This window comes from Krasilnikovia sp. MM14-A1004, assembly GCF_047159485.1.
In the GTDB taxonomy this organism is placed as follows: Bacteria; Actinomycetota; Actinomycetes; order Mycobacteriales; family Micromonosporaceae; genus Actinoplanes.
Map to the genome: position 1 here is coordinate 4,906,410 of NZ_AP038773.1, position 25,206 is coordinate 4,931,615.

26 protein-coding genes are annotated in these 25,206 nt (G+C 73.1%); 3 read left to right on the forward strand and 23 right to left on the reverse strand.

Annotated elements, in window-relative coordinates; translation table 11 throughout:
• Positions 1 to 53: 53 nt before the first annotated feature.
• Positions 54 to 482 (forward strand): hypothetical protein, encoded by a 429-nt coding sequence (locus ACMCNN_RS20920; RefSeq protein WP_412742206.1) that lies wholly within the window; start codon positions 54 to 56, stop codon positions 480 to 482.
• Positions 483 to 485: 3 nt separating this feature from the next.
• Here ACMCNN_RS20920 and ACMCNN_RS20925 read toward each other — a convergent pair whose 3' ends face one another.
• A complete protein-coding gene (locus ACMCNN_RS20925) occupies positions 486 to 1,028 on the reverse strand; it encodes a TetR/AcrR family transcriptional regulator (RefSeq protein ID WP_412742207.1) in 543 nt (180 codons plus the stop codon).
• 75 nt (positions 1,029 to 1,103) lie between these two features.
• Between ACMCNN_RS20925 and ACMCNN_RS20930 the strand changes: the two genes are divergently transcribed.
• Entirely contained in the window at positions 1,104 to 2,534 is a 1,431-nt protein-coding gene (locus ACMCNN_RS20930) for a DHA2 family efflux MFS transporter permease subunit (protein ID WP_412742208.1), read from the forward strand.
• A gap of 103 nt (positions 2,535 to 2,637) precedes the next feature.
• Here ACMCNN_RS20930 and hisF read toward each other — a convergent pair whose 3' ends face one another.
• Genes hisF through hisD form a run of 9 tightly spaced genes read right to left on the reverse strand, consistent with a single transcriptional unit; the run spans position 2,638 to position 8,709 of the window.
• Positions 2,638 to 3,399 carry an imidazole glycerol phosphate synthase subunit HisF gene (hisF, locus tag ACMCNN_RS20935; protein ID WP_412742209.1) on the reverse strand — a complete coding sequence of 254 codons (762 nt, stop codon included), beginning with the start codon at positions 3,397 to 3,399 and terminating at the stop codon, positions 2,638 to 2,640.
• A complete protein-coding gene (locus ACMCNN_RS20940; protein WP_412742210.1) occupies positions 3,396 to 3,794 on the reverse strand; it encodes a RidA family protein in 399 nt (132 codons plus the stop codon). Before ACMCNN_RS20940 ends, hisF begins: the two co-directional genes overlap by 4 nt.
• Entirely contained in the window at positions 3,791 to 4,516 is a 726-nt protein-coding gene (gene priA / locus ACMCNN_RS20945) for a bifunctional 1-(5-phosphoribosyl)-5-((5-phosphoribosylamino)methylideneamino)imidazole-4-carboxamide isomerase/phosphoribosylanthranilate isomerase PriA (protein ID WP_412747233.1), read from the reverse strand. The genes ACMCNN_RS20940 and priA overlap by 4 nt, the downstream gene beginning before the upstream one ends.
• Before the next feature lie 11 nt (positions 4,517 to 4,527).
• Positions 4,528 to 4,845: a hypothetical protein gene (locus ACMCNN_RS20950; RefSeq protein ID WP_412742211.1), complete on the reverse strand. Its 318-nt coding sequence runs from the start codon at positions 4,843 to 4,845 to the stop codon at positions 4,528 to 4,530.
• Positions 4,846 to 4,858: 13 nt separating this feature from the next.
• Complete coding sequence (gene hisH, locus ACMCNN_RS20955) at positions 4,859 to 5,503, reverse strand: imidazole glycerol phosphate synthase subunit HisH (protein ID WP_412742212.1); 645 nt, start codon at positions 5,501 to 5,503, stop codon at positions 4,859 to 4,861.
• Positions 5,503 to 5,661 (reverse strand): hypothetical protein, encoded by a 159-nt coding sequence (locus ACMCNN_RS20960; protein ID WP_412742213.1) that lies wholly within the window; start codon positions 5,659 to 5,661, stop codon positions 5,503 to 5,505. The genes hisH and ACMCNN_RS20960 overlap by 1 nt, the downstream gene beginning before the upstream one ends.
• The gene (gene hisB, locus ACMCNN_RS20965; RefSeq protein WP_412742214.1) at positions 5,661 to 6,272 is read right to left on the reverse strand and encodes an imidazoleglycerol-phosphate dehydratase HisB; all 612 of its coding nucleotides are present in this window, start codon (positions 6,270 to 6,272) and stop codon (positions 5,661 to 5,663) included. The genes ACMCNN_RS20960 and hisB overlap by 1 nt, the downstream gene beginning before the upstream one ends.
• Positions 6,269 to 7,357, reverse strand: a complete 1,089-nt coding sequence (locus ACMCNN_RS20970; RefSeq protein WP_412742215.1) for a histidinol-phosphate transaminase — start codon at positions 7,355 to 7,357, stop codon at positions 6,269 to 6,271. Before ACMCNN_RS20970 ends, hisB begins: the two co-directional genes overlap by 4 nt.
• A complete protein-coding gene (hisD, locus tag ACMCNN_RS20975) occupies positions 7,354 to 8,709 on the reverse strand; it encodes a histidinol dehydrogenase (RefSeq protein ID WP_412742216.1) in 1,356 nt (451 codons plus the stop codon). The genes ACMCNN_RS20970 and hisD overlap by 4 nt, the downstream gene beginning before the upstream one ends.
• A 176-nt stretch (positions 8,710 to 8,885) precedes the next feature.
• Here hisD and ACMCNN_RS20980 point away from each other — a divergent pair, with 176 nt between their 5' ends.
• Positions 8,886 to 9,602, forward strand: a complete 717-nt coding sequence (locus ACMCNN_RS20980) for an LON peptidase substrate-binding domain-containing protein (protein ID WP_412742217.1) — start codon at positions 8,886 to 8,888, stop codon at positions 9,600 to 9,602.
• A gap of 5 nt (positions 9,603 to 9,607) precedes the next feature.
• On the opposite strand, the gene ACMCNN_RS20985 is transcribed toward ACMCNN_RS20980, so the two are convergent.
• The 13 genes from ACMCNN_RS20985 to ACMCNN_RS21045 form a co-directional block, all read right to left on the reverse strand.
• Positions 9,608 to 10,516 (reverse strand): DUF2567 domain-containing protein, encoded by a 909-nt coding sequence (locus ACMCNN_RS20985; protein ID WP_412742218.1) that lies wholly within the window; start codon positions 10,514 to 10,516, stop codon positions 9,608 to 9,610.
• A gap of 176 nt (positions 10,517 to 10,692) precedes the next feature.
• Positions 10,693 to 14,226 (reverse strand): DNA polymerase III subunit alpha, encoded by a 3,534-nt coding sequence (gene dnaE, locus ACMCNN_RS20990; RefSeq protein ID WP_412742219.1) that lies wholly within the window; start codon positions 14,224 to 14,226, stop codon positions 10,693 to 10,695.
• Positions 14,227 to 14,312: 86 nt separating this feature from the next.
• Entirely contained in the window at positions 14,313 to 16,121 is a 1,809-nt protein-coding gene (locus ACMCNN_RS20995) for an AAA family ATPase (protein ID WP_412742220.1), read from the reverse strand.
• A gap of 413 nt (positions 16,122 to 16,534) precedes the next feature.
• Positions 16,535 to 17,419: an RluA family pseudouridine synthase gene (locus tag ACMCNN_RS21000; protein ID WP_412747234.1), complete on the reverse strand. Its 885-nt coding sequence runs from the start codon at positions 17,417 to 17,419 to the stop codon at positions 16,535 to 16,537.
• A gap of 65 nt (positions 17,420 to 17,484) precedes the next feature.
• Positions 17,485 to 18,072, reverse strand: coding sequence for a signal peptidase II (lspA, locus tag ACMCNN_RS21005; RefSeq protein WP_412742221.1), 588 nt, complete (start codon positions 18,070 to 18,072; stop codon positions 17,485 to 17,487).
• 29 nt (positions 18,073 to 18,101) lie between these two features.
• Entirely contained in the window at positions 18,102 to 18,524 is a 423-nt protein-coding gene (locus ACMCNN_RS21010) for a TraR/DksA family transcriptional regulator (RefSeq protein WP_412742222.1), read from the reverse strand.
• Positions 18,525 to 18,935: 411 nt separating this feature from the next.
• Positions 18,936 to 20,435, reverse strand: a complete 1,500-nt coding sequence (locus ACMCNN_RS21015) for a potassium/proton antiporter (protein WP_412742223.1) — start codon at positions 20,433 to 20,435, stop codon at positions 18,936 to 18,938.
• On the reverse strand, positions 20,432 to 20,770 hold the full coding sequence (locus tag ACMCNN_RS21020) for a DUF167 domain-containing protein (protein ID WP_412742224.1): 339 nt from the start codon (positions 20,768 to 20,770) through the stop codon (positions 20,432 to 20,434). The genes ACMCNN_RS21015 and ACMCNN_RS21020 overlap by 4 nt, the downstream gene beginning before the upstream one ends.
• A 254-nt stretch (positions 20,771 to 21,024) precedes the next feature.
• On the reverse strand, positions 21,025 to 22,317 hold the full coding sequence (locus ACMCNN_RS21025; protein WP_412747354.1) for a hypothetical protein: 1,293 nt from the start codon (positions 22,315 to 22,317) through the stop codon (positions 21,025 to 21,027).
• Between the two features lie 58 nt (positions 22,318 to 22,375).
• Positions 22,376 to 23,197, reverse strand: coding sequence for a DivIVA domain-containing protein (locus ACMCNN_RS21030; protein WP_412742225.1), 822 nt, complete (start codon positions 23,195 to 23,197; stop codon positions 22,376 to 22,378).
• Between the two features lie 46 nt (positions 23,198 to 23,243).
• On the reverse strand, positions 23,244 to 23,549 hold the full coding sequence (locus ACMCNN_RS21035; RefSeq protein ID WP_412742226.1) for a YggT family protein: 306 nt from the start codon (positions 23,547 to 23,549) through the stop codon (positions 23,244 to 23,246).
• Positions 23,550 to 23,572: 23 nt separating this feature from the next.
• Positions 23,573 to 24,262, reverse strand: coding sequence for a cell division protein SepF (locus tag ACMCNN_RS21040; protein WP_412742227.1), 690 nt, complete (start codon positions 24,260 to 24,262; stop codon positions 23,573 to 23,575).
• Positions 24,263 to 24,477: 215 nt separating this feature from the next.
• Entirely contained in the window at positions 24,478 to 25,206 is a 729-nt protein-coding gene (locus tag ACMCNN_RS21045) for a YggS family pyridoxal phosphate-dependent enzyme (protein ID WP_412742228.1), read from the reverse strand.

A 25,206-nucleotide genomic window follows, 5' to 3' on the forward strand; every position in this document is an offset into this window, starting at 1 on the left:
TCACCCAACCACATTCGCTTCCCGGCACGGCAGACACACGGCATCATTGCGGCATGGGGGCTGGCGGATGGCGGTGGAACGACGCGTGGATCTTCGTCTCCGCGGTCATCGCCGCGCGGCTGGAACGCGACAGGGCGTTGCACGCGGCGCTGCCCGTGACCGGAGCCAGCCTGGCGGACGTGCTGGCCGCGGCGGACTTCCTGCACCACAGCGTGCCGAGCCGGGCCGAGTTGGAGGAGTCCGTCCGCCGCCTGGCCGGGGCTGATCTGATCACTGTGGACGACGACCTGGTCGAGGTGGCACCGGCGGGCGAGCAGCTGTGGCGCTCCCGGCCGTTCAGCGGCCTGTCGTCGGCCGTGGTGACGATGCAGACCCAGCTGAACCGGGCCAGCCGCCCCGGCGACGACGGCTGGACCCTGTCCGAGGTCACCTACCAGGCCGCCGTCCGCGAGTACGCACTGCGCCTGGCCGACGGCCGCTGACCCTCAGTGGTCGAAGGTGCTCAACAGGCTCTCCATCCAGGGCTGGCGGGGCACCGCGTCGGGTCCGACCACGCGCATGGCGCCCAGGCAGGTGAGCAGCATGCCTTTGGCGAAGAAGTCGCGCAGTTCCTCGCCGGAAGCGCCGGTCAGCTCGTGCACGGTCTCGTAGAGCCGGCCGAAGCAGGCCCGCACGGGCTCGCCGATGGCCGGGTCGGCGCTGGCCGTGAAGCCGTGCAGTAGCACGGTGATCAGCTCCCGCTCGGCCAGCAGTTCGTCGTACGCCTGCCCGAGGCTCGCCAGGGTCGCCTCGCGCTGCGCCGCCGCTCGGAACTTCGCCTCGATCCGGTCGCCCGCGTGGTTGACGGCGGTGAGGAACAGGTCCTGCTTGGTGCGGAAGTGCCGGATCACGTACGGCTGGGAGACGCCGGCGAGGCGGGCCACCTGGTCGGTGGTCGTGCCGGCGTAGCCGCCGTGGCTGAACGCGGTGACGGCGGCCGCGACGAACTGCTCGTGGCGTTCCTCGGCGGTGAGGCGGGTGCGGGCCATGTTGACAGGTTATCAGTGAATAACTAACGTGGCCTCCTGTAGTTATCAGTGGATAACAACTTACGGAGATCCCTCATGACCACCACCACCGAACGCCCACCGGCGCCGCCCGCGCCACGGCGCGCCACCCGCCCGCTGGCCGCCGTACTCGCCGCGGTCGGCATTCCCACCTTCATGGTCACGCTGGACAACCTGGTCGTGAGCACGGCGCTGCCGGTCATCCGTACCGAGCTGAGCGCGTCCATCGCCGACCTGCAGTGGTTCGTGAACGCGTACACGCTGCCGTTCGCCGCATTCCTGCTCACCGCGGCCGCCCTCGGCGACCGCATCGGGCGCCGCCGCATGTTCCTGGCGGGCATCGCCGTCTTCACCCTCGCGTCGGCCGCCGCCGCCCTGGCCACCGCGCCCTGGCAGCTCACCGCGGCCCGGGCGGTGCAGGGGCTCGGCGCGGCCGCCGTGGCACCCCTGTCGCTGACGCTGTTGGCGCAGGCCGTCCCCGACCGCCTGCGCACCGCCGCCGTCGGCGTGTGGGGCGGCATCAGCGGCCTCGGCGTCGCGGTCGGCCCCGTCGTCGGCGGCGCCGTGGTCGAGGGCCTCGACTGGCACTGGATCTTCTGGCTCAACGTCCCCGTCGGCGTCGTGGCCGTGGTGCTGGCCGTCACCGTCCTCGACGAGTCCCGCGGCGGCGCCCGCAGGCTCGACCCGCTCGGCCTGCTGCTCTCCGCGTCCGGCATGCTGCTGCTCATCTGGGGTGTGGTCGACGGGCCGGACCACGGCTGGACCTCGGCCCGCGTGCTCACCATGCTCATCTCGGGCGCGACCCTGATCGCCCTGTTCGTCGCGTGGCAGGCGCGCAACCGCACCCCCATGCTGCCGCTGAGCCTGTTCCGCTCCCGCGGCTTCAGCCTGGTCAACATCGTCACGCTGACCTTCTCGGCCGGCGCGTTCGGCGCGGTGTTCCTGCTGGCCCAGTTCTTCCAGGCGGTGCAGGGGCTGAGCCCGCTGGAGTCCGGCCTGCGCACCCTGCCGTGGACGATGGCCCCGATGGTGGTGGCGCCGCTGGCGGGCGTATTCGGCGACCGCGTCGGCCAGCGGAACCTCATCGTCGCCGGGCAGGTCCTGCTGGCGGGCGCCCTGCTCTGGATCGGCCTGGCCTCCACCCCGACCGTCACCTACGGCAACCTGGTGGCCGCGTTCGTCATGGCCGGGGTGGGCATGGGTCTGACCTTCGCGCCGATCAGCACGATGGCCCTGGCCAGCGTCACCGAGCAGCAGCGCGGCGTGGCCTCCGGCGCCAACAACACGATCCGCGAGCTGGGCGTGGCCGCCGGGGTGGCGGCCCTGGCGTCGGTCTTCAGCTCGTACGGCGGCTACGCCACGCACCAGTCCTTCGTGGACGGCCTGGTCCCGGCGGTGCTCGTGGGAGCCGGCATCGTCGCGGTCGGCGCGGTCATCGCCGCGTGGCTTCCCCGCCGGCACGGCGCGACACCACACGGGCGGGGCTGAGGGCGCCCCGGCCGCGCACCGGGCCCGAGCCGCGAACCAGCGGACCAACAGGGACGGGCGGCCCGGGGCTCACCGACCGGGAAGGGTGGCCCGGGCCGCGGAACTAGCGGACCGGGTTGCCCGCGGCCCGCAGGCTGTCCTTGACCTCGCCGATGGTCAGCTCGCCGAAGTGGAAGACGCTGGCCGCCAGCACCGCGTCGGCCCCGGCCGCGATCGCCGGGGGGAAATGCGCGACCGCACCCGCCCCGCCGCTGGCGATCACCGGGATGTCGACCACCGCCCGGACCGCGGCGATCAGCTCCAGATCGAAGCCCGCCTTGGTGCCGTCGGAGTCCATCGAGTTGAGCAGGATCTCCCCCGCGCCGAGCTGGGCCACCCGCTGCGCCCACCCCACCGCGTCCAGGCCGGCGCTGCGGCGCCCGCCGTGGGTGGTGACCTCCCAGCCGCTGTCGGTGCCCGGCGCCCGCCGCACATCCAGGGACAGCACCAGCACCTGATTGCCGAACCGGTCCGCGATCTCGGAGATCAGCTCCGGCCGGGCGATCGCCGCGGTGTTCACCCCCACCTTGTCGGCGCCCGCGCGCAGCAGGGTGTCGACGTTGTCCGCCGAACGCACCCCGCCGCCGACCGTGAGCGGGATGAACACCGACTCGGCGGTACGGCGTACCACGTCGAGCATGGTCGCCCGCTCGTCGGAGGAGGCGGTCACGTCGAGGAAGGTCAGCTCGTCGGCGCCCTGCGCGTCGTACGCGGCGGCCAGCTCCACCGGGTCCCCCGCGTCGCGCAGGTCGACGAAGTTCACGCCCTTGACGACCCGGCCCGCGTCCACGTCGAGGCAGGGGATCACCCGTACCGCCACCGTCACGGCGCGTCCCCGTCCGGCCGGGCCAGCGCCTCGACCTCCACCTCGACCAGCATGTCCGGGTGCAGCAGCCCGGCCACCACCACGAGGGTCGTGGCGGGCCGCACGTCGGCGAACAGCTCGCCGTGCGCCAGCCCCACCGGCTCGGCGTGCGCGACGTCCGTGACGTACATCCGGGTACGGACCACGTCGTCGATCGACGCGCCCGCCTCGGCGAGCGCGTCCAGCGCGATCCGGAACGCGGTGAGCGCCTGCGCGCCCGGGTCGCCGACCCACTGCACGACCCCGCCCACGGTGGCGGTGCAGCCCGCGGTGACCAGCCGCTCCCCGGCGCGCACGGCGCGGGAGTACCCGTACGCCTGCTCCCACCGGCCGTCGGAGCCGTACCGGGCGATCATGCGGCAGCCAGGGTGCTCAGGGCCTCGCGGACCGTGAACGCGCCCGCGTACAGGGCCTTGCCGGCGATCACGCCCTCCACCCCGATCGACTCCAGGGTGGCCAGGGCGCGCAGGTCGTCGAGGGTGGAGACGCCACCGCTGGCGATCACCGGCGCGTCCGTGCGGTCGCACACCTCGCGCAGCAGGTCGAGGTTCGGCCCGCGCATCGTGCCGTCCTTGGTGATGTCGGTGACGACGTAGCGGGCCGCCCCGGCCTTGTCGAGCCGTTCGAGGACGTCGTACAGGTCGCCGCCGTCGCGGGTCCAGCCCCGCGCGGACAGCGTGCGGCCCCGCACGTCGAGGCCGATCGCGACGCGGTCGCCGTACTCACCGCAGATCCGGTCGCACCACTCGGGGTCCTCCAGAGCGGCCGTGCCGATGTTGACCCGGGCGGCGCCGGTGGCCAGCGCCCGCCGCAGCGACTCGTCGTCGCGGATGCCGCCGGACAGCTCCACGTTCACGTCGAGGCGGCCGACCACGTCGGCCAGCAGATCGGCGTTGGAGCCGCGGCCGAACGCGGCGTCCAGGTCGACCAGGTGCACCCAGGTCGCGCCGTCGTGCTGCCAGGCCAGCGCCGCCTCCAGGGGATCGCCGTAGCTGGTCTCGGAGCCGGCGGCGCCCTGCACGAGGCGGACGGCCTGGCCGTCGGCGACGTCGACGGCGGGCAGCAGGGTCAGGGTCACGGTCATGTCTCCTAGGAACGGCGGCCGAGTACGAGGACCACGAGGGCGGGCAGGACGAGCACGATCAGGGCGGTCAGGGCCAGCCGGAGCGCGGTGTCGGGCACCAGGACCCAGACCGCGACCGCGGCGAGCAGGGGCACCAGCAGGATGCCGATGCGTTCGGCGCGGCTGCGCCGGTGCAGCCGTCCGGCGCTGCGCCGGCGCGGGGTGAGCGTGCGCAGCACCGCCTGCCGCCGCTGCCGACGGGCCAACCGGCGGGCCCGGGTGGCCTTCTGTTTCTCCGCGACGGCCAGCCGGGCGGCCCGCCGCCGGGCCCGCTCCTTACTCACGGACCTTACTCACTCAGGGACCCGGCTCGCCGGGCGAACCGAGCGCCGACACCCAGTTGCGCAGCAGCGCGAACCCCGCGTCGGCGGACTTCTCCGGGTGGAACTGGGCCGCGGACAGGGCGCCGTGCTCGACGACCGCCGCGAACGGTGCATCGTGCGCGGCCGTGGTGACCCGCGCACCCACCTCGCGCAGCGCGTCCAGATCACCGGCCGCGTACGAGTGGACGAAGTAGAACCGGGTGTCCGGCCCGGCGCCGGCCAGCAGGGCGGAGCCTTCCGCGGCGGCGACCGTGTTCCAGCCCATGTGCGGGATCCGCCGCGCGGCCAGCCGGGTCACCGCGCCGGGCAGCAGCCCCAGCCCCTTGGTCTCCACCCCGTGCTCGACCCCGGAGTCGAACAGGATCTGCATGCCGACGCAGATGCCCAGCACGGGCCGCCCGGCGGCGACCCGTTCCGCGATGACCGGCCCGGCGCCCAGCGCGTCGATGCCCGCCATGCACGCCGCGTACGCGCCGACCCCCGGCACGACCAGCCCGTCCGCGGCCGCGGCGGCCGCCAGGTCGGCCGTGACCGTCACGTCGGCCCCGGTACGGGCCAGCGCCCGCTCGGCGGAGCGCAGATTGCCCGAGCCGTAGTCGAGCACCGCCACGGACGCCATCAGCTGTCCCCCGGGATCAGCCAGGCCACGCCGCCCGCGGCGGCCAGCACCGCCAGCGCCGCGACCAGGGCGATGCTGAACTTCGTGGCGCCCTGGCGTACCAGCGAGACGACGCCGCCGACCAGGATGCCCGCGATGGCGAACAGGGCGACCGCCATCAGAGCACGCCCTTGGTGGACGGCAGCGCCCCGGCGTTGCGCGGGTCGATCTCGACGGCCTCGCGCAGCGCCCGGGAGAACGCCTTGAACTGCGCCTCCACCACGTGGTGGGCGTCCGGGTGGCCGCCCTCGCGGGCCGCGCGCAGCACGCTCACGTGCAGGGTCACCTTCGCGGCGTGCCCGAACGACTCGAAGATGTGTCGGGTCATGCTCGTCGGATAGACCGGCCCGATGTACGGCGCCAGCGCCGGCTCCTCGTGCACCACGTACGGCCGCCCGGACAGGTCGACCGCGGCCCGGCACAGCACCTCGTCCATGGGGATGGTGGCCGAGCCGTACCGTCGGATCCCTGCCTTGTCGCCCAGCGCCGCGGCGAACGCCTCGCCCAACGCGATCGCCGTGTCCTCCATGGTGTGATGCGCGTCGATCTCCAGGTCGCCCTCGGTGCGGACGGTCAGGTCGAAGCCGCCGTGCTTGGCCAGCTGGTTGAGCATGTGGTCGTAGAAGCCGATGCCGGTGCTCAGGTCCGCCTGACCGGTGCCGTCGAGATCGATCTCGACGAGCACCTTGGTCTCCTTGGTGACGCGTTCGATGCGGGCGGTGCGGCTCATGCCTCGGTCTCCATCACAGCCGTGTCCATCGCGGACAGGAAGGCGTCGGTCTCGGCTTCGGTGCCCGCGGTGACCCGCAGCCAGCCGGGCAGGCCGACGTCGCGGACCAGGACCCCCCGCTCCAGCAGCCGCTGCCACGCGGCGTGCTGGTCGCCGCCGACCTCGAACAGCACGAAGTTCGCGTCGCTGTCGGCGACCCTGACCCCGCGCCCGCGCAGCGTCGCCACGATCCGGTCGCGCTGCTGCTTGATCGCGTCGACCGTGTCGAGCAGCACCGCCCGCTGCGCCAGCGCGGCGCGGGCGGCGGCCTGGGTGAGCGCGGAGAGGTGGTACGGCAGCCGCACCAGCTGCACCGCGTCGACCACGGCCGGATCGGCGGCCAGGTAGCCGAGCCGGCCACCGGCGAACCCGAACGCCTTGCTCATGGTGCGGGTGACCACCAGCCGGGGGCGCCCCGGCAGCAGGGCCAGGGCGCTGGGGGTGCCGGGGCGGGCGAACTCCGCGTACGCCTCGTCGACCACCACCATGCCGCGGGCCTGCGCCAGCACCGCGTCGAGCACGGCCGGGTCGAGCGCCGTGCCGGTGGGGTTGTTCGGCGAGCACAGGAACACCAGGTCGGGGTCGTGCTCGGTCAGCTGGGCGACCGCCGACTCGGGGGTGAGCCCGAAATCGGGGTCGCGCAGCGCGCCGACCCAGCGGGTGCCGGTGCCCGCGGCCAGCAGCGGGTGCATCGAGTACGACGGCCCGAAGCCCAGCGCGGTGCGCCCCGGCCCCGCGAACGCCTGCAGCAGCTGCTGCTGGACCTCGTTGGAGCCGTTGGCCGCCCACACGTGCGCCGCACTCAGGCCGTGGCCCAGATACTCCGCGAGGTCGGCGCGGAGCGCGACCGCGTCCCGGTCCGGGTAGCGGTTGAGGTCGCGCAGCTCCGCCTGCACCGCCTTGGCGATGGCGTCCACCACGGCGTCCGGCACCGGGTACGAGTTCTCGTTGGTGTTCAGCCGCACCGCGACGTCGAGCTGGGGCGCACCGTACGGGCTGCGGCCGCGCAGATCGTCGCGGATCGGCAGATCGTCGATCGTCGTCACGGCCGGGGCCTCGCTCCGACCGCCCCGCCCGCCACCCGGAAATCGGACTGAAGACGAACCTTCACGGCGTCCCCGTGCGCGGGCAGGTCCTCCGCGTTGGCCAGCGCCACCACGTGCCCGGCGACGTCGCGCAGCGCCGCCTCGTCGTACTCGACGACGTGGATGCCGCGCAGGAACGACTGCACCGACAGGCCCGACGAGTGCCGGGCGCAGCCACCGGTGGGCAGCACGTGGTTGGAACCGGCCGCGTAGTCGCCCAGCGACACCGGCGAGTACGCGCCCACGAAGATCGCCCCGGCGTTGCGGACCCGCATCGCGACCGCGCGGGCATCCCGGGTCTGGATCTCCAGGTGCTCCGCCGCGTACGCGTCCACCACGCGCAGGCCCTGCTCCACGTCGTCGACCAGCACCACACCGGACTGCACGCCGGTGAGCGCCTCCCGTACCCGGGCCTCGTGCTTGGTGGCCGCGACCTGGCGCGTCAGCTCGGCCTCGACCGCGTCGAGCAGGGTGGTCGACGCGGTGACCAGGACGCTGGCGGCCAGGGGGTCGTGCTCGGCCTGGCTGATCAGGTCGGCGGCGACGTGGGCCGGGTCGGCGGTGTCGTCGGCCAGGATCGCGATCTCGGTCGGGCCCGCCTCGGCGTCGATGCCGACGACGCCGCGCAGCAGCCGCTTCGCCGCGGTCACCCAGATGTTGCCCGGCCCGGTGATCACGTCCACGGGCTCGCAGCGGTCCGACTCGTCCGCCCCGGTGCAGCCGTAACCCAGCATCGCGACCGCCTGGGCGCCGCCGACCGCGTACACCTCGTCGACGCCGAGCAGCGCGCAGGCCGCCAGGACCCGGGCATCGGGCAGCCCGCCGTTGTCCGGCTGCGGCGGGCTCGCCACCACCAGGCTCTCCACGCCCGCCTCCTGGGCGGGAACGACGTTCATCACCACGGTCGACGGGTAGACCGCCAGGCCGCCCGGCACGTACAGGCCGACGCGGGACACCGGCACCCAGCGCTCGGTCACCGTGCCGCCGGGCACCACCCGGGTGGTGACATCGGTGCGGCGCTGGTCGGCGTGCACCTTGCGGGCCCGGGCGATCGCCACCTCCAGGGCGGCGCGCACGTCCGGGTCGAGGCCGTCCGCCGCCGCGGCGATCGCGTCGGCGGGCACCCGCAACCGCTCCAGACGTACGCCGTCGAAGCGCTCCGTGGCCTCACGGATCGCCGGGAACCCATGCTCGCGGACCGCCTCGACGACCGGGCGGATCTTCTCCACCGCGACGGAGACGTCGAGCTGGGCTCGGGGCAGCAGGCCGCGCGGGTCCCGCCGGGAGCCGCGCAGGTCAATCCGGTTCAACACGGACCCCAGTCTAGGGCGGGGGCCCGACACGGGACCGGCGGCATTCCAGGGCGTGGGACCGCCCGGCACGCGGGGTGGCGGTGGGCGCCACCGCTTCGCGGCTTTTGCGCGACGACCCGCAGAGATCACCACCCCGGCCCGCGCGTGTCGCCGCACCGGACCGATACGCTCGCACCGTGGGCACGATTCTGCCGGTCTTTCCGCTGGGCACGGTCCTGTTTCCCGGCCTCGTGCTGCCGCTGCACATCTTCGAGGAGCGGTACCGGGTGCTGGTCCGCGAGCTGGTGGCGGCAACCGGTGACGGTCCGCAGGAGTTCGGCGTGGTGACGCTGCGCCGTGGGTGGGAGACGCCGCAGGCGTCCGTCGAGGACGATGGCGAACCCTTCGTGGACGAGGAGCCGGTCACCGCGGAGCACCTGTTCGACGTCGGCTGCACCGCCGAGCTGCGCCAGGTCACTGAGCTGCCGGACGGCCGGTTCGACATCGTCACCGTGGGCCGCCGCCGGTTCCGGGTGCTCAGCGTCGAGGCGGACACTCATCCGTACCTGACCGCCGAGGTGGAGTGGCTGCCCGACGAGGAGCAGGCCGACGAGGTGGCGGACGCCCTCGCCCCCCGGGTGCTGGCCGCCCTGCGAACGTACCTGGACCTGCTGCGGCCCGAGTCGGAGGTGCTGGAGCAGGTCCCGGACGATCCGACCGTGCTGTCGCACCTGGTCGCGGCGACCGCCCAGCTGACCCTGGAGGAGCGGCAGGAGCTGCTGGCCGCGCCCGACACGACGACTCGGCTGCGCGCCGAGCTGCGGCTGCTCAACCGGGAGGCGGGACTGCTGGCACGGGTCCGCGCGGTCCCCGTACCGCTGTCCGACCTCGCCCGCCCCGCCAGCCCCAACTGACCCGGCTACCCCGTCGCCGGCGGGAACACGCCGGGCTGGCCCACCTCGGGCGGGGACGGCTGCGGCAGTGTGTCGTGACCCGGGCCGGGCCGGGCACCGGGTCGCGCCAGGTCCGGGTCGCTGGCCCAGCCCGCCATCAGGGTCAGCACGATGACCGCGATGAACGCGGGCACCAGCAGCGTGCCGTACGCGTGCAGGTCCGGTGGGGCGGCGTAGGTGGCACCGGGCGCCGACGACTCCTGCCACTGCTGGTACGCGTGCAGGCCCACCTCCCGGCCCACCGCCCAGGCGGTCGCGGCCGCGGCGAGCGCGCCCACGGCAACTCCCAGCAGCAGCACCGGCCCGCGGTACCGGCGCAGCACCAGCCACGCGGTGATCGCCACGACCAGGCCGAACACGCCGCCGAGGATGGCGAACCAGCCGTCCGCCGCGATGTACTCCTCCGGCGACGGGTCGTTGACCACGATCCCGTTGGCCCCGGCGTTGAGCACCGGGACCGACGGGGCCAGCCAGGTCCAGATCAGGCCCAGCGGCACTCCGGCGAGCGCGATCACGAGCGCGGTCAGCGCGCTCACCGAGACGCTACGGCGCCACGGCCGGGGCTCCGGCTGCGGCGCCGGGGGCGTGGGTGGTGCCCAGCCGCCGACCGGCCCGCCCGGTGCCAGCGGCGGCGCCAGCGGCGGCGCCAGCGGCGGTGCCAGCGGCGGTGCCTGCGGATCCAGGGGCGGCATCAGGTAGGACGGCTCCGCACGATACGGCGCGGGCGCAGCCGGCTCCCCACCGCGCGGGGCAGCCGGATACGACGGCTCCACGCCCTGCGAGGTGGCCGGGAACGGCGGCTCCGTGCCGTGCGGGGCGGCCGGGTACGGCGGCTCCGTGCCGTGCGACGACGCCGGTTCCTGACTGGGGTTCACCCCCCGATCCTGCCAGGTCTGGCTGGACGCCGCCTGTGCCGACCCCGGCAGGCCGCTGCACGGCCCGGCCGTGACGCCCAGAGCTGCGACCGCGACGCCCAGAGCTGCGACCGTGACGCCCGGATCTGCGGACGCGCCGCACCGATCTGCGGATGCGGCGCGCGCGTCGCCCGGGGTCAGGTCACGCTGGCCGGGCCCAGGATCGTCTTCAGGTCGGCCCGCAGCGCGGTGGTGGGCGCCACCCGGACGCCGCCGAGGCGCATCACCGTGGTGCGGGGGCCGTTCTGCAGGTGCACGTGCACCTCCGCGTCGCCGGGGTGGCTGACCAGGATCTCCTTGAGCTGGTCGACCAGCGGCGGGGTGCACCGGGTGATCGGCATGGTCAGGGTGATCGGCTTGGTGTCGGCCGAGTGGGAGATGTCGGGCATCGACATGTCCATCGCCATGATCCGCGGGGTGTCGTCCCGCCGGTCCACCCGGCCCTTGACCACCACGATCGCGTCCTCGGCGATGTACTGCCCGATCACCTCGTACGTGTTGGGGAAGAACAGCGTCTCCACCCCGCCGGCCAGGTCCTCCAGGGTGGCGGATGCCCAGGCCCGGCCCTGCTTGGTGATCCGCCGCTGGACGCCGGTGAGGATGCCCGCGAGCGTGACGACCTGCCCGTCGGGGATGGAGCCCTCCTCGTTGAGCGCGGCGATCGTGGTGTCCGCGGCGTTCGCGAGGATCTGCTCCAGCCCGGCCAGGGGGTGGTCGGAGACGTACAGGCCGAGCATTTCGCGCTCGAAGGCCAGCTTGTCGCGTTTGTCCCACTCGCTGTCGCCGATCACGGGCATCGCGACCGTGGCAGAACCCGCCCCGGTGTCGTCGCCGAACGCCCCGAACAGGTCGAACTGGCCCGCCGCCTCGTTGCGCTTGACGTCGGCGTACGCGTCGATGGCCTCCGCGTGCACCGCCAGCAGCCCCTTGCGGGTGTGGCCCATGGAGTCGAAGGCCCCGGCCTTGATCAGCGATTCCACTGTCTTCTTGTTGCAGGCGACAGCGTCCACCTTGGACAGGAAGTCGTAGAAGTCGTGGTACTCGCCTTTTTCCTTGCGGCAACGGGCGATCGCCTCGACCACGTTGTGTCCCACGTTGCGGACCGCGGCCAGTCCGAAGCGGATGTCGGAGCCGACCGGGGTGAACGGGCCCGCGGACTGGTTGACGTCCGGCGGCAGGACCTGGATGCCCATGCGCCGGCACTCGGCCAGGTACATCGCCATCTTGTCCTTGTCGTCGCCGACGCTGGTCAGCAGCCCGGCCATGTACTCGGCCGGGTAGTTCGCCTTCAGGTAGCCGGTCCAGTAGGACACCAGCCCGTACCCGGCGGTGTGCGCCTTGTTGAACGCGTAGTCGGCGAACGGTACGAGGATGTCCCAGATCGCCTGGATGGCCGCGTCGGAGTACCCGTTGGCGCGCATGCCGTCGCGGAACGGGATGAACTCTTTGTCGAGGACCTCTTTCTTCTTCTTGCCCATCGCGCGGCGCAGCAGGTCGGCCTTGCCGAGCGAGTACCCGGCGAGGATCTGCGCGGCGCGCTGCACCTGCTCCTGGTAGACGATCAGGCCGTACGTGGGACCGAGGATCTCCTTGAGCGGCTCCTCCAGCTCCGGGTGGATCGGGGTGATCTCCTGCTGGTTGTTCTTGCGCAGCGCGTAGTTGGTGTGCGAATTCGCGCCCATCGGGCCGGGCCGGTACAGCGCGAGGACCGCGGAGATGTCCTCGAAGTTGTCCGGCTTCATCAGCCGCAGCAGCGACCGCATCGGGCCGCCGTCGAGCTGGAACACCCCGAGCGTGTCGCCGCGGGCCAGCAGCTCGTACGTCGCCTTGTCGTCCAGCTTCAGCGCCAGCAGGTCCAGCTTCGTGCCGTGGTTCAGCTCGATGTTGCGGACCGCGTCGTCGATGATGGTCAGGTTGCGCAGGCCCAGGAAGTCCATCTTGAGCAGGCCGAGCGTCTCGCAGGTCGGGTAGTCGAACTGCGTGATGATCGCCCCGTCCGCGTCGCGGCGCATCAACGGGATGTGGTCGATGATCGGCTCGGCGCTCATGATGACCCCGGCCGCGTGCACGCCGGTCTGCCGGATCAGGCCCTCGATGCCGCGGGCGGTGTCGATGACCTTCTTGACGTCCGGGTCGGTCTCGTACAGCGTGCGGATCTCGCCGGCCTCGGAGTACCGCTTGTGCTCCGGGTCGAAGATGCCCGTCAGCGGGATGTCCTTGCCCATCACCGCGGGCGGCATGGCCTTGGTGATGCGGTCGCCCACCGCGTACGGATAACCCAGCACCCGGGCCGAGTCCTTGATCGCGGCCTTGGCCTTGATCGTGCCGAACGTGGCGATCTGCGCGACCTTGTCGTCACCCCAGCGCTCGGTGACGTACCGGATGACCTCGCCGCGCCGACGCTCGTCGAAGTCGATGTCGACGTCCGGCATCGAGACGCGCTCCGGGTTCAGGAACCGCTCGAAGATCAGCCCGTGCGGCAGCGGATCCAGGTCCGTGATGCCCATCGCGTACGCGACCAGCGAGCCCGCGGCCGAGCCACGGCCCGGGCCCACCGCGATGCCCTGCTGCTTCGACCACTGGATGAAGTCGGCCACCACGAGGAAGTACGACGGGAAGCCCATCTGGATGATGACGCCCAGCTCGTACTCCGCCTGCTGGACGTGGGTCTCCGGGATGCCGTCCGGGAAACGGCGCGCCAGGCCCTCGAAGGCCATCTTGCGGAACCAGCTCTCCTCGGTCTCCCCGTCGGGCACCGGGAAGCGGGGCATCAGGTTCTTGAAGGTGAACATGCCGGTGGTGTCGACCTTCTCCGCCACCAGCAGCGTGTTGCGGCAGCCCTCCAGCCACGCCTCGGACGAGTCCACCGCGCGCATCTGGTCGGCGTTCTTGACGAAGTAGCCCGCGCCGTCGAAGCGGAACCGGTTGGGGTCGGCGACGTTGCTGCCGGTCTGCACGCACAGCAGCACGTCGTGCGCCTCGGCCTGGGCCTCGTGGGTGTAGTGCGAGTCGTTGGTCACCAGCGGCGGGATGCCCAGCTTGCGGCCGATCTCCAGCAGGCCGTCGCGGACCCGGCGCTCGATCTCCAGGCCGTGGTCCATCAGCTCCAGGTAGAAGTGCTCCTTGCCGAACACCTCCTGGTACGCCGCGGCGGTGCGCAGCGCCTCGTCGAACTGCCCGAGCCGCAGCCGGGTCTGCACCGCGCCGGACGGGCAGCCGGTGGTGGCCATGATGCCCTCGGCGTGCTCGCCGATCAGCTCCAGGTCCATCCGGGGCCACTTCACGTAGTGGCCCTCCATGGAGGCGCGCGAGTTGAGCCGGAACAGGTTCTTGAGGCCGACGTCGTTGCGCGCCCACATCGTCATGTGGGTGATCGCGCCGTTACCGGAGATGTCGTCGCTCTTCTGCTCCGGGCGGCCCCACTTGACCCGCTGCTTGTGGAAGCGCGACTCGGGCGCCACGTACGCCTCGACGCCGAGGATCGGGGTGATCCCGGCCGCGGTGGCCTGCTTGTAGAAGTCGTACGCCCCGTGCATGTTGCCGTGGTCGGTGATCGCCACGGCGGGCATGCCGAGGCGATTGGCCTCGGCGAACAGATCCTTGAGCCGGGCGGCTCCGTCGAGCATCGAATACTCGGTGTGCACATGCAGGTGCACGAACGAGTCAGACACCCGGCAGCCCCCTTTTTCGCCCGGCCGACAACCGACGACGGAAGCCTAGTCCGCACCCCCGACATCCGGCACGGGGGACACCCGGGTCATTGCGCGAACGGTTCGATCATCACCGAGGCGGCGCGCAGCCACGCCGCGCGGGTCTCCGGCTGCAGGTCGCCGTACTCGATGGAGGAGCCGACCTCCAGGGCCGGGTCGTACGGCACCACGGCCACCGCCCTGGTCCGCGTCGCGAAGTGCTTGGTCAGGTCGTCGAGCAGCGGCAGCTTGCCGGGCGACGGGCAGGAGATGAGCGTCACCGCGTTGGCCACGATGTCGCCCATGCCGGTCTCGTCCAGCAGGTCCAGCATCCAGTCGGCGGTGAACGCGGCGTCCTCGCGCGGCACGGTCGTGATGACGAGCTGATCCGCCGCCTTCATCACGGTCTGCCAGTTGACGCTCTCCACGTTGTTTCCGGTGTCCACACAGATCACGTCGTGGGTACGCCGCAGCAGATCCATCACCCGGCGCACCGTGTGCTGGTCGAGCCGCTGCGCGAACCGCGGGTTCTCCTCACCGGCCAGCACGTCGTACGAGCCGTCGGAGGCGTGCCGCAGGTAGGCGTCCAGCTCCTCCAGCAGGGTGTCGCCGTGCAGGTTCTCGATGGTCAGCAGGTCGGAGATGAGGTGCCGGATCGTCCGGGCGTGCCGGGCGCTGCCCGCGCGCAGGCCCAGGGTGCCGCGCAGCTCGTTGTCGTCCCAGGCCAGCACGCCCCGGCCGCGGACGCTGCCGATGGTGGCCGCGGCCAGCACTGTGGCGGTGGTCTTGTGCACCCCGCCCTTGGGGTTGGCGAACGCCAGCACCCGCGGCGTGCCCAGCTTGCGCCGCATCACCGCGACGGCCCGGTCCAGGTCCTGATCGGAGCGGGCCTGCCGCCACTCGACCCGGGCCGGGGCCGGTGAGGTGGGTACCGCCGGGGCGGGCGGCGCGGCGGCGGGTGGCGGGAGCACGGACGCCGGGCCGACCGCGGCCGCGGCGCGCGCCGCCGGGTAGCCGTTGTCCGGGGTCACCCGGGCGATCGGCGGCAGCACGGCACGCGTCGCCGGATTGAAGAAGCTGTGCGGCTGCTCGGGCTCGGACCGGCCCAGCAGGGCATCCACGCGCCCCCCGAGCCCGTCGGCCCGGCCGGGATCGGAACGCCCCGCGAATCCGTCGGAACGGCCCGGGACGACATCGCTCCGGCCGGCGGGCCCATCATGACGTCCCGCGAACCCGTCGGGCCTGCCGGCGAGGCTGTCGGAACGCCCCATGGGGGCGGGTTGCTGACCCGCGAGGGCGTCAGGGGTACCCGCGAACCCGTCGCGGCGGGGTCCGTACCCGTCGGGTCGCGGCGGCTGTCCGGGCGCCCGGCCGGGGAAGCCGTTGGTGCCGCCCGGACCGTCGGCGTGCCCCGGCGCTGCGTCGGCGCGACCGCCGAAGCCGTCCGGGCGGGCCGGGAAGCCCTCGGCGCGCAGCGCCTGGCGGCGGGAGTCGAGCGGGTTCATCGGGCGCGGCTCGGCCGGGCTGACCGGTCGAGGATCCACGGTCCGCCCCACCCGCCGGTCCAGCGGGTTGACCGGGCGGCGGTCGAACGGATTCACCGGGCGCGGCTCCGGCCCGGGCCGTGGCGGCTCCGGCTGGCGCTGGTCGAGGGGGTGACGCGGGTCGAGCGGATTGAACGGGCGCCGCTCCGGCGGGCTCACCGGCCGGCTCGGCAGCGGGTGGGCGCCGGGCGCCGGATGCTGCGGATCCCCGTGCTCGTCGCGGTCGGCGGTCTCCTCGGCGGTCCGGGACGCGTGGCGCGCACGATCGAGTAGCGCCCGCCATCGCGGGGCTGGTTCCGCAGGCCGGCCCCAGCCGGTCTCGGTCCCATCCACGGCTCGTCCTCCCTGCGCCGACGCGGTGTGTTCCCGGACGGGCGTCACCGCCCTAGACAGGCTACGGAGGCCAACCCTATTCAGGCCACTCCCGAATGCCTTCCGCCGGTGTTGCTGAGCCCCGGCGGCAGATCCCATGCCACGCATGCACCCGTCCGTACGGCCGGCGCACCCGGCTGGGGCGCCGACGTGGGTCTAACGCCCGGGCGCGCCTCGGGATGCTCCCCCACGGTCGCGGACGGCACATCGGCGACCGGCCGGGCCGGTGGCGGCGCGACGGCAGTGCTTTCCTCCGATACCGGGAAGGACGGCCCGGACCCCCTGCGGGGATCAGTGGGTGAGGCATAAGTCACAGCGGGCCCGGACGACGAGGGTAGCGGCGCGGCGGCCGCCGGGCAACCGCCGCGGTGCCCTCAGCTCGCGTCGCGCAGCACGTCGAGCGCATGCCCCAGATCGTCGGGATATTCGCTGACGAACCGCACCTCGTCGTAGGTACGGGGGTGCAGGAAGGCCAGCTCCCGGGCATGCAGCCACTGCCGCTCCAGCCGTATCCGCGCCGCCAGGGTCGGATCCGCCCCGTACGTGAGGTCACCCACGCAGGGATGGCGCAACGCCGCGAAATGCACCCGGATCTGGTGGGTACGCCCGGTCTCCAGCTTCACGTCCACGAGGCTGGCCGCGCGGAACGCCTCCAGCGTGTCGTAGTGGGTGACGCTGGGCTTCCCGCCGGACATCACGGCGAACCTGTAGTCCGCGCTCGGATGCCGGTCGATCGGCGCGTCGATCGTGCCGCGCAGCGGGTCCAGATGGCCCTGCACGACCGCGTGGTACCGCTTGTCGACCTCGCGTTCCTTGAACGCCCGCTTCAGCACGCTGTACGCGTGCTCGCTCTTGGCCACCACCATGAGGCCGGTGGTGCCGACGTCCAGCCGGTGCACCACGCCCTGCCGTTCGGCGGCACCGCTGGTCGCCACGCGCTGGCCCATGGCCGCCAGCCCGCCCACCACGGTCGGCCCCGTCCAGCCCGGGCTCGGGTGCGCGGCCACCCCGACCGGCTTGTCGACCACCACGATGTCGTCGTCGTCGTAAACGATCCGCAGGCCGTGCACCGGCTCGGCCACCAGGACCGGGGCCGTCGCGGGCGCCGGCAGGGTCACCTCCAGCCACGCCCCGGCGCTCACCTTGTCGCTCTTGGGGCGGGGGATGCCGTCGACCAGGGCGTCGCCGGCCTCCACCAGGCTCGCGGCGGCCGTCCGGGACAGCCCGAACAGCCGGGACACCGCCTGGTCGAGGCGCATGCCGTCGAGACCGTCGGGCACGGGCAGGGAACGCCGGTCCCCCGCGGGACGCAGGCCGGGAGTGGTCACGGGCGCACCTCACCGGCGGCTTGGCCGTTTCCGGGACCGGGGTCGGCGGCCCGCCGTGCCCGGCTGCCGTCGCGCTGGCGGCCGGTCAGCTCCAGCAGGATCGCGAGGCACACCCCGACGGTCAGGCAGCTGTCCGCGACATTGAACACCGCAAACCGCTCACCGTACGGCGCGAAGGCGCTGATCATGTCGACCACGTGCCCCCGGAACGGGCCGGGCGCCCGGAACAGCCGGTCACCCAGGTTGCCGAGGGCACCACCGAGCACCAGCCCCAGGCTGACCGCCCAGGGCACCGAACGCAGCCGCCGGGTCATCCAGGCGATCCACCCGATCACCGCGAGGGTGATCAGCGGGAACACCCAGGTGTGCCCGCTGCCCAGGCTGAACGCGGCCCCGCTGTTGCGCAGCAGCGACAGGTAGATCAGGCCGCCCAGTACACGGACCGGCTCTGTCGGGTCGAGGTGCTGGACGGACAGCTCCTTGACGATCTGGTCCGTCGCGACGGCCAGCACGGCGGTGCCCGCGAGCACCGCCACGGCCCGGGGTGCGGGGCCGGGCGGGGTCTGAGGCCCGGGGGCGCTCACCGCGGCGCCGCCCGCTGCCTCGTCGGCGTTCAGCGTCGTTCCTCCAGCTGCTTGCAGGACACACACAGGGTCGCGGACGGGAACGCGGCCAGCCGCTCGACGGGGATGGCGTTGCCGCACCGCTCGCACCAACCGTAGTTGCCCTCACCGAGTCGGTCGATGGCGCGTTCCACCTGGTTGATCCGCTCGAGCAGGTTGTTGGCCAGGGTGATTTCCTGCTCGCGCTCGAAGGTCTTGGTCCCGGTGTCCGCCTGGTCGTCGCCCGCGGAGTCGGTCAGCCGCTCACGCTGCAACTCGGCGATCTCGCTGAGGGTCTGGTCGTACTCGCCCTGAAGCTCGTCCCGGCGTTCGGTCAGCGCCACGCGGATCTTCTCGGTCTCCGCGGCGCTGCGCGACCGCCTCGCCCCGGCCTTGGCGGTCGAGGCGGGCCTGGTGTCGGTTGCCTTGGCCATCGTCGCTCCCTCGCCGCGACGAGCGCGGCATCGGCGGTTCACGGGACCTGCGTCGGGCGTCGTCACCGCCCGTTCCCACCTGTCCCCTTGTCGGGCCGGACGCACCCCCGCGCGCCTGGCCGGCGCGGCCGGTGGGCCGGCCGCCGCCATGATCCCTCACGTGCAAAATCGGCGTGCACGGTGATCAATCAGGTGCACGAACGGCATGCAGAATGATCAATCACGTGCACAAACGGCGTGCACAATGATCAATCACGTGCACAAACGGCGTGCACGAAGCCGCCGTGCACACCGGAGGCTCGCAAGGATACGGAACGTGCAGGTCCACGACAACCTGGCGCACCGGCCGGGATACCCCGAACCGGGGCGAAAATTACCCGGACGATTGGTCAGACAACCGACACGCCGCCCTCAGCGCTCCTCCCGGCCATCCTCACCGAACCAGCGAGCCAGCCGGCCACGGCGGCTGACCGCACGCAGCCGCCGTTCGGCCGTGTCCCGCACGTCGGCGGTCGCCACGATCAGCAAGGTGTCGCCGGTGCGCAGCCGGGTGTCCGGCGCGGGGACGAATCCGGCCCCCTCGCGCACGACGAGTGTCACGACGGCTCCGACGGGCAGGCGCAACTCATCGATGTGCACCCCCGCCAGCCGGGAACCCGGCGCCAGCCCGATCTGCAGCAGGTCGGCGTGCATGTTCTCCAGCGGGGCGGACTCCACCTGCACCTCCGCCGCCTCGGCCGGCGCGGTGACCCCCAGCCACCTGGCCACGGGCGCGACCGTCCCGGCCTGCAGCAGGGTAAAGATGATCACCAGTACGAACACCGCGTCGAACAGCTTCTCGGCGCCCGGGGTACCCGCCGACAGCGGGATGGTGGCCAGCACGATCGGCACCGCTCCGCGCAGGCCCGCCCAGGACAGGAACGCCTGCCCCCGCCAGCCCGGCGCGCCGCGTACCACCAGCGCCGAGACGGCCACCGACAGCGGGCGTGCCAGCAGGACCAGGGCGCCGCCCACCACCAGGGCGCTCACCAGGGCACCCGGCAGGCGGCCCGGCGACACCAGCAGACCCAGCAGGACGAACAGGCCGATCTGCGCCACCCAGGCCAGCCCGTCGGCGAAGCCGAGGATGGCCCGGCGGTGCGGCAGGCGGGCGTTGCCGAGCACGACGCCCGCGACATAGACCGCGAGGAACCCCGAGGCGTGGGCGACCGCGCCCGCCGCGTACGCCAGCACGGTGAGCCCCACCGCGGCGATCGGGTACAGCCCGGCCGACGGCAGCGCGGCCCGGCGCAGCAGCCAGCGCCCGGCCGCCCCGACGAACAGGCCGATCGCGGCGCCCGCGGCCAGCTCGTAGAAGAGCAGCAGCTCGTGCCAGGACAGGGCGGCCGCGGCCGGGCTGGCCAGCAGCACCACCACCAGCACCACCGGGGCGTCGTTCATGCCGGACTCCGCCTCCAGTGTCGCCACCAGCCGGGGCGGCAGCCGCAGGCGGCGCAGCGTGGCGAACACGGCGGCGGCGTCCGTCGAGGACAGCACCGCGCCGTACAACAGAGCCAGCCGCCAGTCGAGGCCGAGCAGCAGGTGCACGACCACCCCGACCACGACGATGCTGACCGCCACGCCGAGGGTGGCCAGCGTGGCGGACAGGCCGAGCACGGGACGCAGCGCGCTCCACCGGGCGGTCAGCCCGCCCTCCGCGATGATCACGATCAGGGCGCAGAAGCCGAGGGTACGGGTGAGCTCCGCGTCGTCGAACCGGATGCCGAGTCCCGCCTCGCCGAGCAGGATCCCGATGAGCAGGTAGACCAGCAGACTCGGCAGCCCGACGCGGGTGGACAGGCGCACCGCCGCCACGGCGACCAGGAGGACGGCGGCCCCGATCAGCAGGGCGACGTCCAGGTGACCGGTCACACCGGACCGGTGCCGGTGGCCTCGTCGCGCAGGGCGGCCAGCCGCGGCGCGAGGTCGGTGGCGGGAGCCTCGACCGTGAAGACCTTGTCGCGGCTGGTGGCGCCCAGCCGCAGCGTCACGGCGGACGGGCGTACGCCGAGGGCGTCGGCGAGGGCGCGGCGCACCGCCTCGGTGGCCTTGCCGTCCACCGCCGGGGCGCCGACCGCGATGATCAGCGCGGGGCCGTGCGGGCCGTCGTACCGGCCGCCGACCCGGGTCCGGCCCGCACCCGGCCGCACCCGGACCGGGACGGAGACGTCCCGCGTCCCAGGTGGGGGCACGCGCCGGTTGGTCACGCCTCATTGTGCCGATCTCCGCCGCGGCGCGACGGCGGGGTCCGCCGTGCGTGGTGCCCCACGGCCGGTACCGGCCGGCAGCATGGCACGGATCGCGCGCGCCCGGCCCGCGATCCCGCAGCTCAGCCGCGGGTGGCAGCTACCAAAAGCCCGACCCGACCCCGCAGCTCAGCCACAGACAGCAGCCACCAAGAGCCCGACCCGACCCCGCAGCCGCAGGCAGCAGCCGTCAAGAGCCGGTCGGACTCCGCAGGTCAGCCGCGGGCGGCGGCCGCCAGCAGGCGGTCGACCGGGCGGCACAGGCCGCACGGGGTGAAGCCCAGCTCGACCGCCTCGGCCACGGGCAGCGGTTCGGTGAGCCGGCCGACCAGGTGGGGGCAGTCCGCGACGTGGTAGCGCGGCCGGCCGTCGACGACCAGGACCTCCGCGTCCATCCGGGCGATGCGCACGGCGTCCGCGGCTCGCTCGGCCTGCGGCAGCGGCTCGTCGGCCGGGTCGTCGGGGTCGGGCTCACCGAACTCCTCCACCGGCTCGTCGAATGCCGGCCCCGCGCTGAACGCCGGGCTCTCGCTGAACGCCGGGCTCTCGCTGAACGCCGACGTCTCGCTGAACGCCGAGGCCTCGGATCGTTCGCCGGCGCTGTCGGGGTGCTCTGCCGGGTCTACGGGCTCCAGCCGCCAGGACTCGTCGGGCTCCTGGGTCCGGGCCGAGTCGATGACGGACGAGGCGCGGTCGTAGTCGATGTGGTCGCGGTGCCCGGTGTGGTCGTCGTCCGGCTCGACCCCGGCGGCACCTGAGGTGTCGAGACCGGTGGTGTCGAGCCCGGGAGTGTCGCCGAATCCGGCGGCCGGGACATCGTCCGCTGCGGTGAGCGGCGGGTAGTCGGCGGCCGCGCCGGTGTCGAGCAGGTCATCGTCCGCCGGGTCGGCGCCCCGCGGTTCATCGTGGGCGGCGTCCGGATAGTCGCCGGCTCCCGCGGCGGCGAACTCGTCGTCGTCTGCCGACGCGGGATCGTCCGCGAACCTCGGGGACCCGGACCCGGACCCGGACCCGGACCCGGACCCGGACGCGGCGGAGGCGGCGGAGGCGGGCTCGTCCGCGAACATCGTGAGGTCCGACTCGGCGGCGCCGGATTCGTCCGGGTAGGTCATGGAACCGGCCGGGTCCGAGGCGCCCGGCTCGTCCGCGTACGTGACAGAGGTGGCCGGGGCACCGGCCGCGTACCCGACGGAGCCGGACCCGGTGGGGGTGGTCCGGTCCGCGAACGCTGCGGACTCGGCGTGCGGAGCCCCGCCCGCGGAGTCGGCCGCATCCCGCCCGCGAGCGCCGGTGCGACCCGCCGGCCCGGAGGCCGGGCGGAGGGCGCTGCCGACGTCGCGGGCCGCGGCCCGGCGGGCGGACGCCCGGCGGGCGCCGGTGACCAGCGCGATCGCGGCCAGCAGGCTGGCCACGATGGAGCTGATGAGAAGCGTGCTCGACCCGCCGGCGACGCCGAAAACAAGCAGCGTCACCGCGACGAGGATGAGCAGCAGACTGGCAACGATCATGGGCTCATCCCCACCGCAGTCGGTCCGTCATGGTTCCTTGCAGGGGTGGTGTGAGGGGTCAGCGGCCCGTCTCGATGGAGTTGGCACGGCCGCCGCCGTACGAGCCGGCCAGGCCCGCCGCGGCGAGACCACCCGAGCCGCCCACCGAGCGGTTCGCGTCGGCGCGCGCCATCTCGGCCTCCAGGCCCTGGCCACGACCGTCGAGGTCACGCAGCTGGCTCTCCAGGTACGCCTTGAGCCGGGTGCGGTACTCGCGCTCGAACTGCTTGAGCTCCTCGATGTGCTTCTGCAGGGCGGAGCGCTTGGCGTCCAGGCCGCCCATGGCCTCCTGGTGACGCTGGCGCGCGTCCCGCTCGAGGGCGTCCGCCTTGGCGCGGGCCTCGCGGGTGACCTCCTCCGCCTTGGAACGGGCGTCGGAGAGCAGCTTGTCGGCCTCGCGGCGCGCGTCGGCGACGTGGTCGTCCGCAGTGCGCTGGGCCATCATGAGCACCCGCAGCGCCTGCTGCTCGCCATCGCCGCCGGGAGGGGTGGAACCGGCGCCGACGGGACCCTGGGCGCGGACCTGCTCGAGCTCGGCCTGCATCTGCCGGGCTGCCTGCTCGGCGGCCGCCTTGTCGCGCTGCACCCGGTCGAGCTGGGCCTTCATGTCGTTGAGCTCCGCGGCCAGCCGGGGGTCAGCGCCCGAGACGGCTGGCGCACCGCCCCGCCCGCCACCGCGCTCGACCTGCGCGCGCAGCTCGTTGTTCTCCTCGATGAGACGGGCGAGTTCGCGCTCGACCTCGTCCAGGAAGGCGTCGACCTCCTCCTCGTCATACCCCCGCTTGCCGATCGGGGGCTTTTTGAAGGCGACGTTGTGCACGTCGGCCGGGGTCAGCGGCATCGAAACTCCTCGGGTCAGTCGCGGCCGCGTGGGGCGCACCTCATCATCAGCTGAAGCGGAGGATCAGGTTCGCTAACACGAAGTACAAAAGCACGAACAGGATAACCAGCAGGACCAGGGACGCCAGGTCCAAGCTCACGGTACCAATTCGAAGCGGTGGGATCACACGCCTCAACGCCCTCAAGGGTGGATCAGTGACGCTCCACACCAGTTCCAGTGCCGCGGACGCCCCCCGCCCCGGCTGCCACCTGCGGCCGTACTGGAGCACCGCACCCAGGACAAACCTCGCCAGCAGCGTCAGGAAGAAGACGTAGACCAACAGGAAGAGGACTTGAAAGACGATCGACAGCACGACTGGCGGATCCCTCGTTAGGGTCAACTCTGGTTGAAGAAGCCGCCCTCAGCGATCTTGGCCTTGTCCTCCGCGGTGACCTGGACATTCGCCGGTGAGAGCAGGAAAACCCGGTTGGTCACGCGCTCGATCGTACCGCGCAGCCCGAAGGCCAGACCGGCGGCGAAGTCGACCAGCCGGCGCGCATCCCCCTCGTCCATCTCGGTGAGGTTGATGATGACCGGCACCCCGTCCCGGAAGTGCTCCCCAATCGTCCGGGCCTCCCGGTACGTCGTCGGGTGCAGCGTCGTGATCTGGTACCGCTGCTCCTCCTCGACCGGGCGCTGGTGCACCTGGGTCTGCGGGGCGAGGGCGAGGTTGTCGCGCGTCTGGTAACTCAGCGCACCGCCCGCCTCACTCGACGGCGTGGACGACGACGGCCGGGTGATGGACCGTACGCTGGCCCGCTCGTTGCGGGGCTCGTCGCGGTCGAGGTCCATCCGGGACACCCGCTCGCTGGACCGGGGCCGGTCGAAGTTGCGCGCCCGCGGCAGTGCCGGGGCGTCGTCGACGTCGTCCTCGTCGTCGGCGAACTCGTCCGCGTACCGGTAGCCGGCGTCGCGGTCACGGTCCCGGTCGCGGTATCCGCTCTCGCGGTATCCGCGGTCGTCGTAGCGCTCGTCGTCCTCCTCGACGAGGCCGAGCCACACGCCGGCCTTCCGCAACGCGCTCATGCCCCCACCTCGTCCCATTCGGCGAACCTCGTACCCATGCCCCCAAAACCCTCCGTCCGTGGTGCGCCCGCTCCCCCTCGGCGTGCCGCGCCCCGCTTGCCCGCGGTGCCCGAACGGGTCCCGCCTGCGACGCTGTGCCGTCGTCGGGCGCCGCGGCCACCGTGGAGGCACGTCGCGCGAAACAACACGTATGTAGTTTGCTGCCCGCCGCAAGGCTACCGCAGCGTGTTGCGCATCCCGAGCAAAGAACTACCGATCCGGACGTGTGTCGCTCCGTGCCGGACGGCCACCTCCAGGTCCCCGCTCATGCCCGCGGAGACCACAGTGGCGCCGGGGTGCCGCTCGGTCAGCCGGGCCGCCAGCGCGGACAGCGTCGCGAACGCCCGGTCCGGCTCCCAGTCGAGCGGCGCCACGGCCATCACCCCCGCGAGTCGCAGCCCGTCGGCCGCCGCAACCGTGTCGGCGACGCGCCACAGGTCGCGGTCGGGATCGCCGGCCCCGGCCACCGCGCCACCGCGTGCCGCGTCGCCGTCGACGCTGATCTGCACCAGCACGTCCAGCGGCGCGGAGCGCTCCTCGGCGGCGGCCCGGTCCAGCGCGGCGGCCAGTCGTACCGAGTCGACCGACTCGACCACGTCGGCGTACCGGGCGACGGAGCGCGCCTTGTTGCGCTGCAACTGGCCCACGAAGTGCCAGCGCACCCGCGCGCCGGCCGCGGCGAGCGCCGCGGCCTTCGGCGCGGCCTCCTGATCCCGGTTCTCCCCCACGTCGGTGACGCCCAGTTCGGCCAGCAGCAGGACGTCCGAGGCCGGGTACGTCTTGGTGATGGCGACCAGGGTCACCTCGGCGGACTCGCGACCGGCCGCCGCGCAGGCGCGAGCGATCCGGTCCAGCACCTCCTGGCGGGCGGTGGCGAGTTGGGTACGCCGGTCCGCAACGGTCAC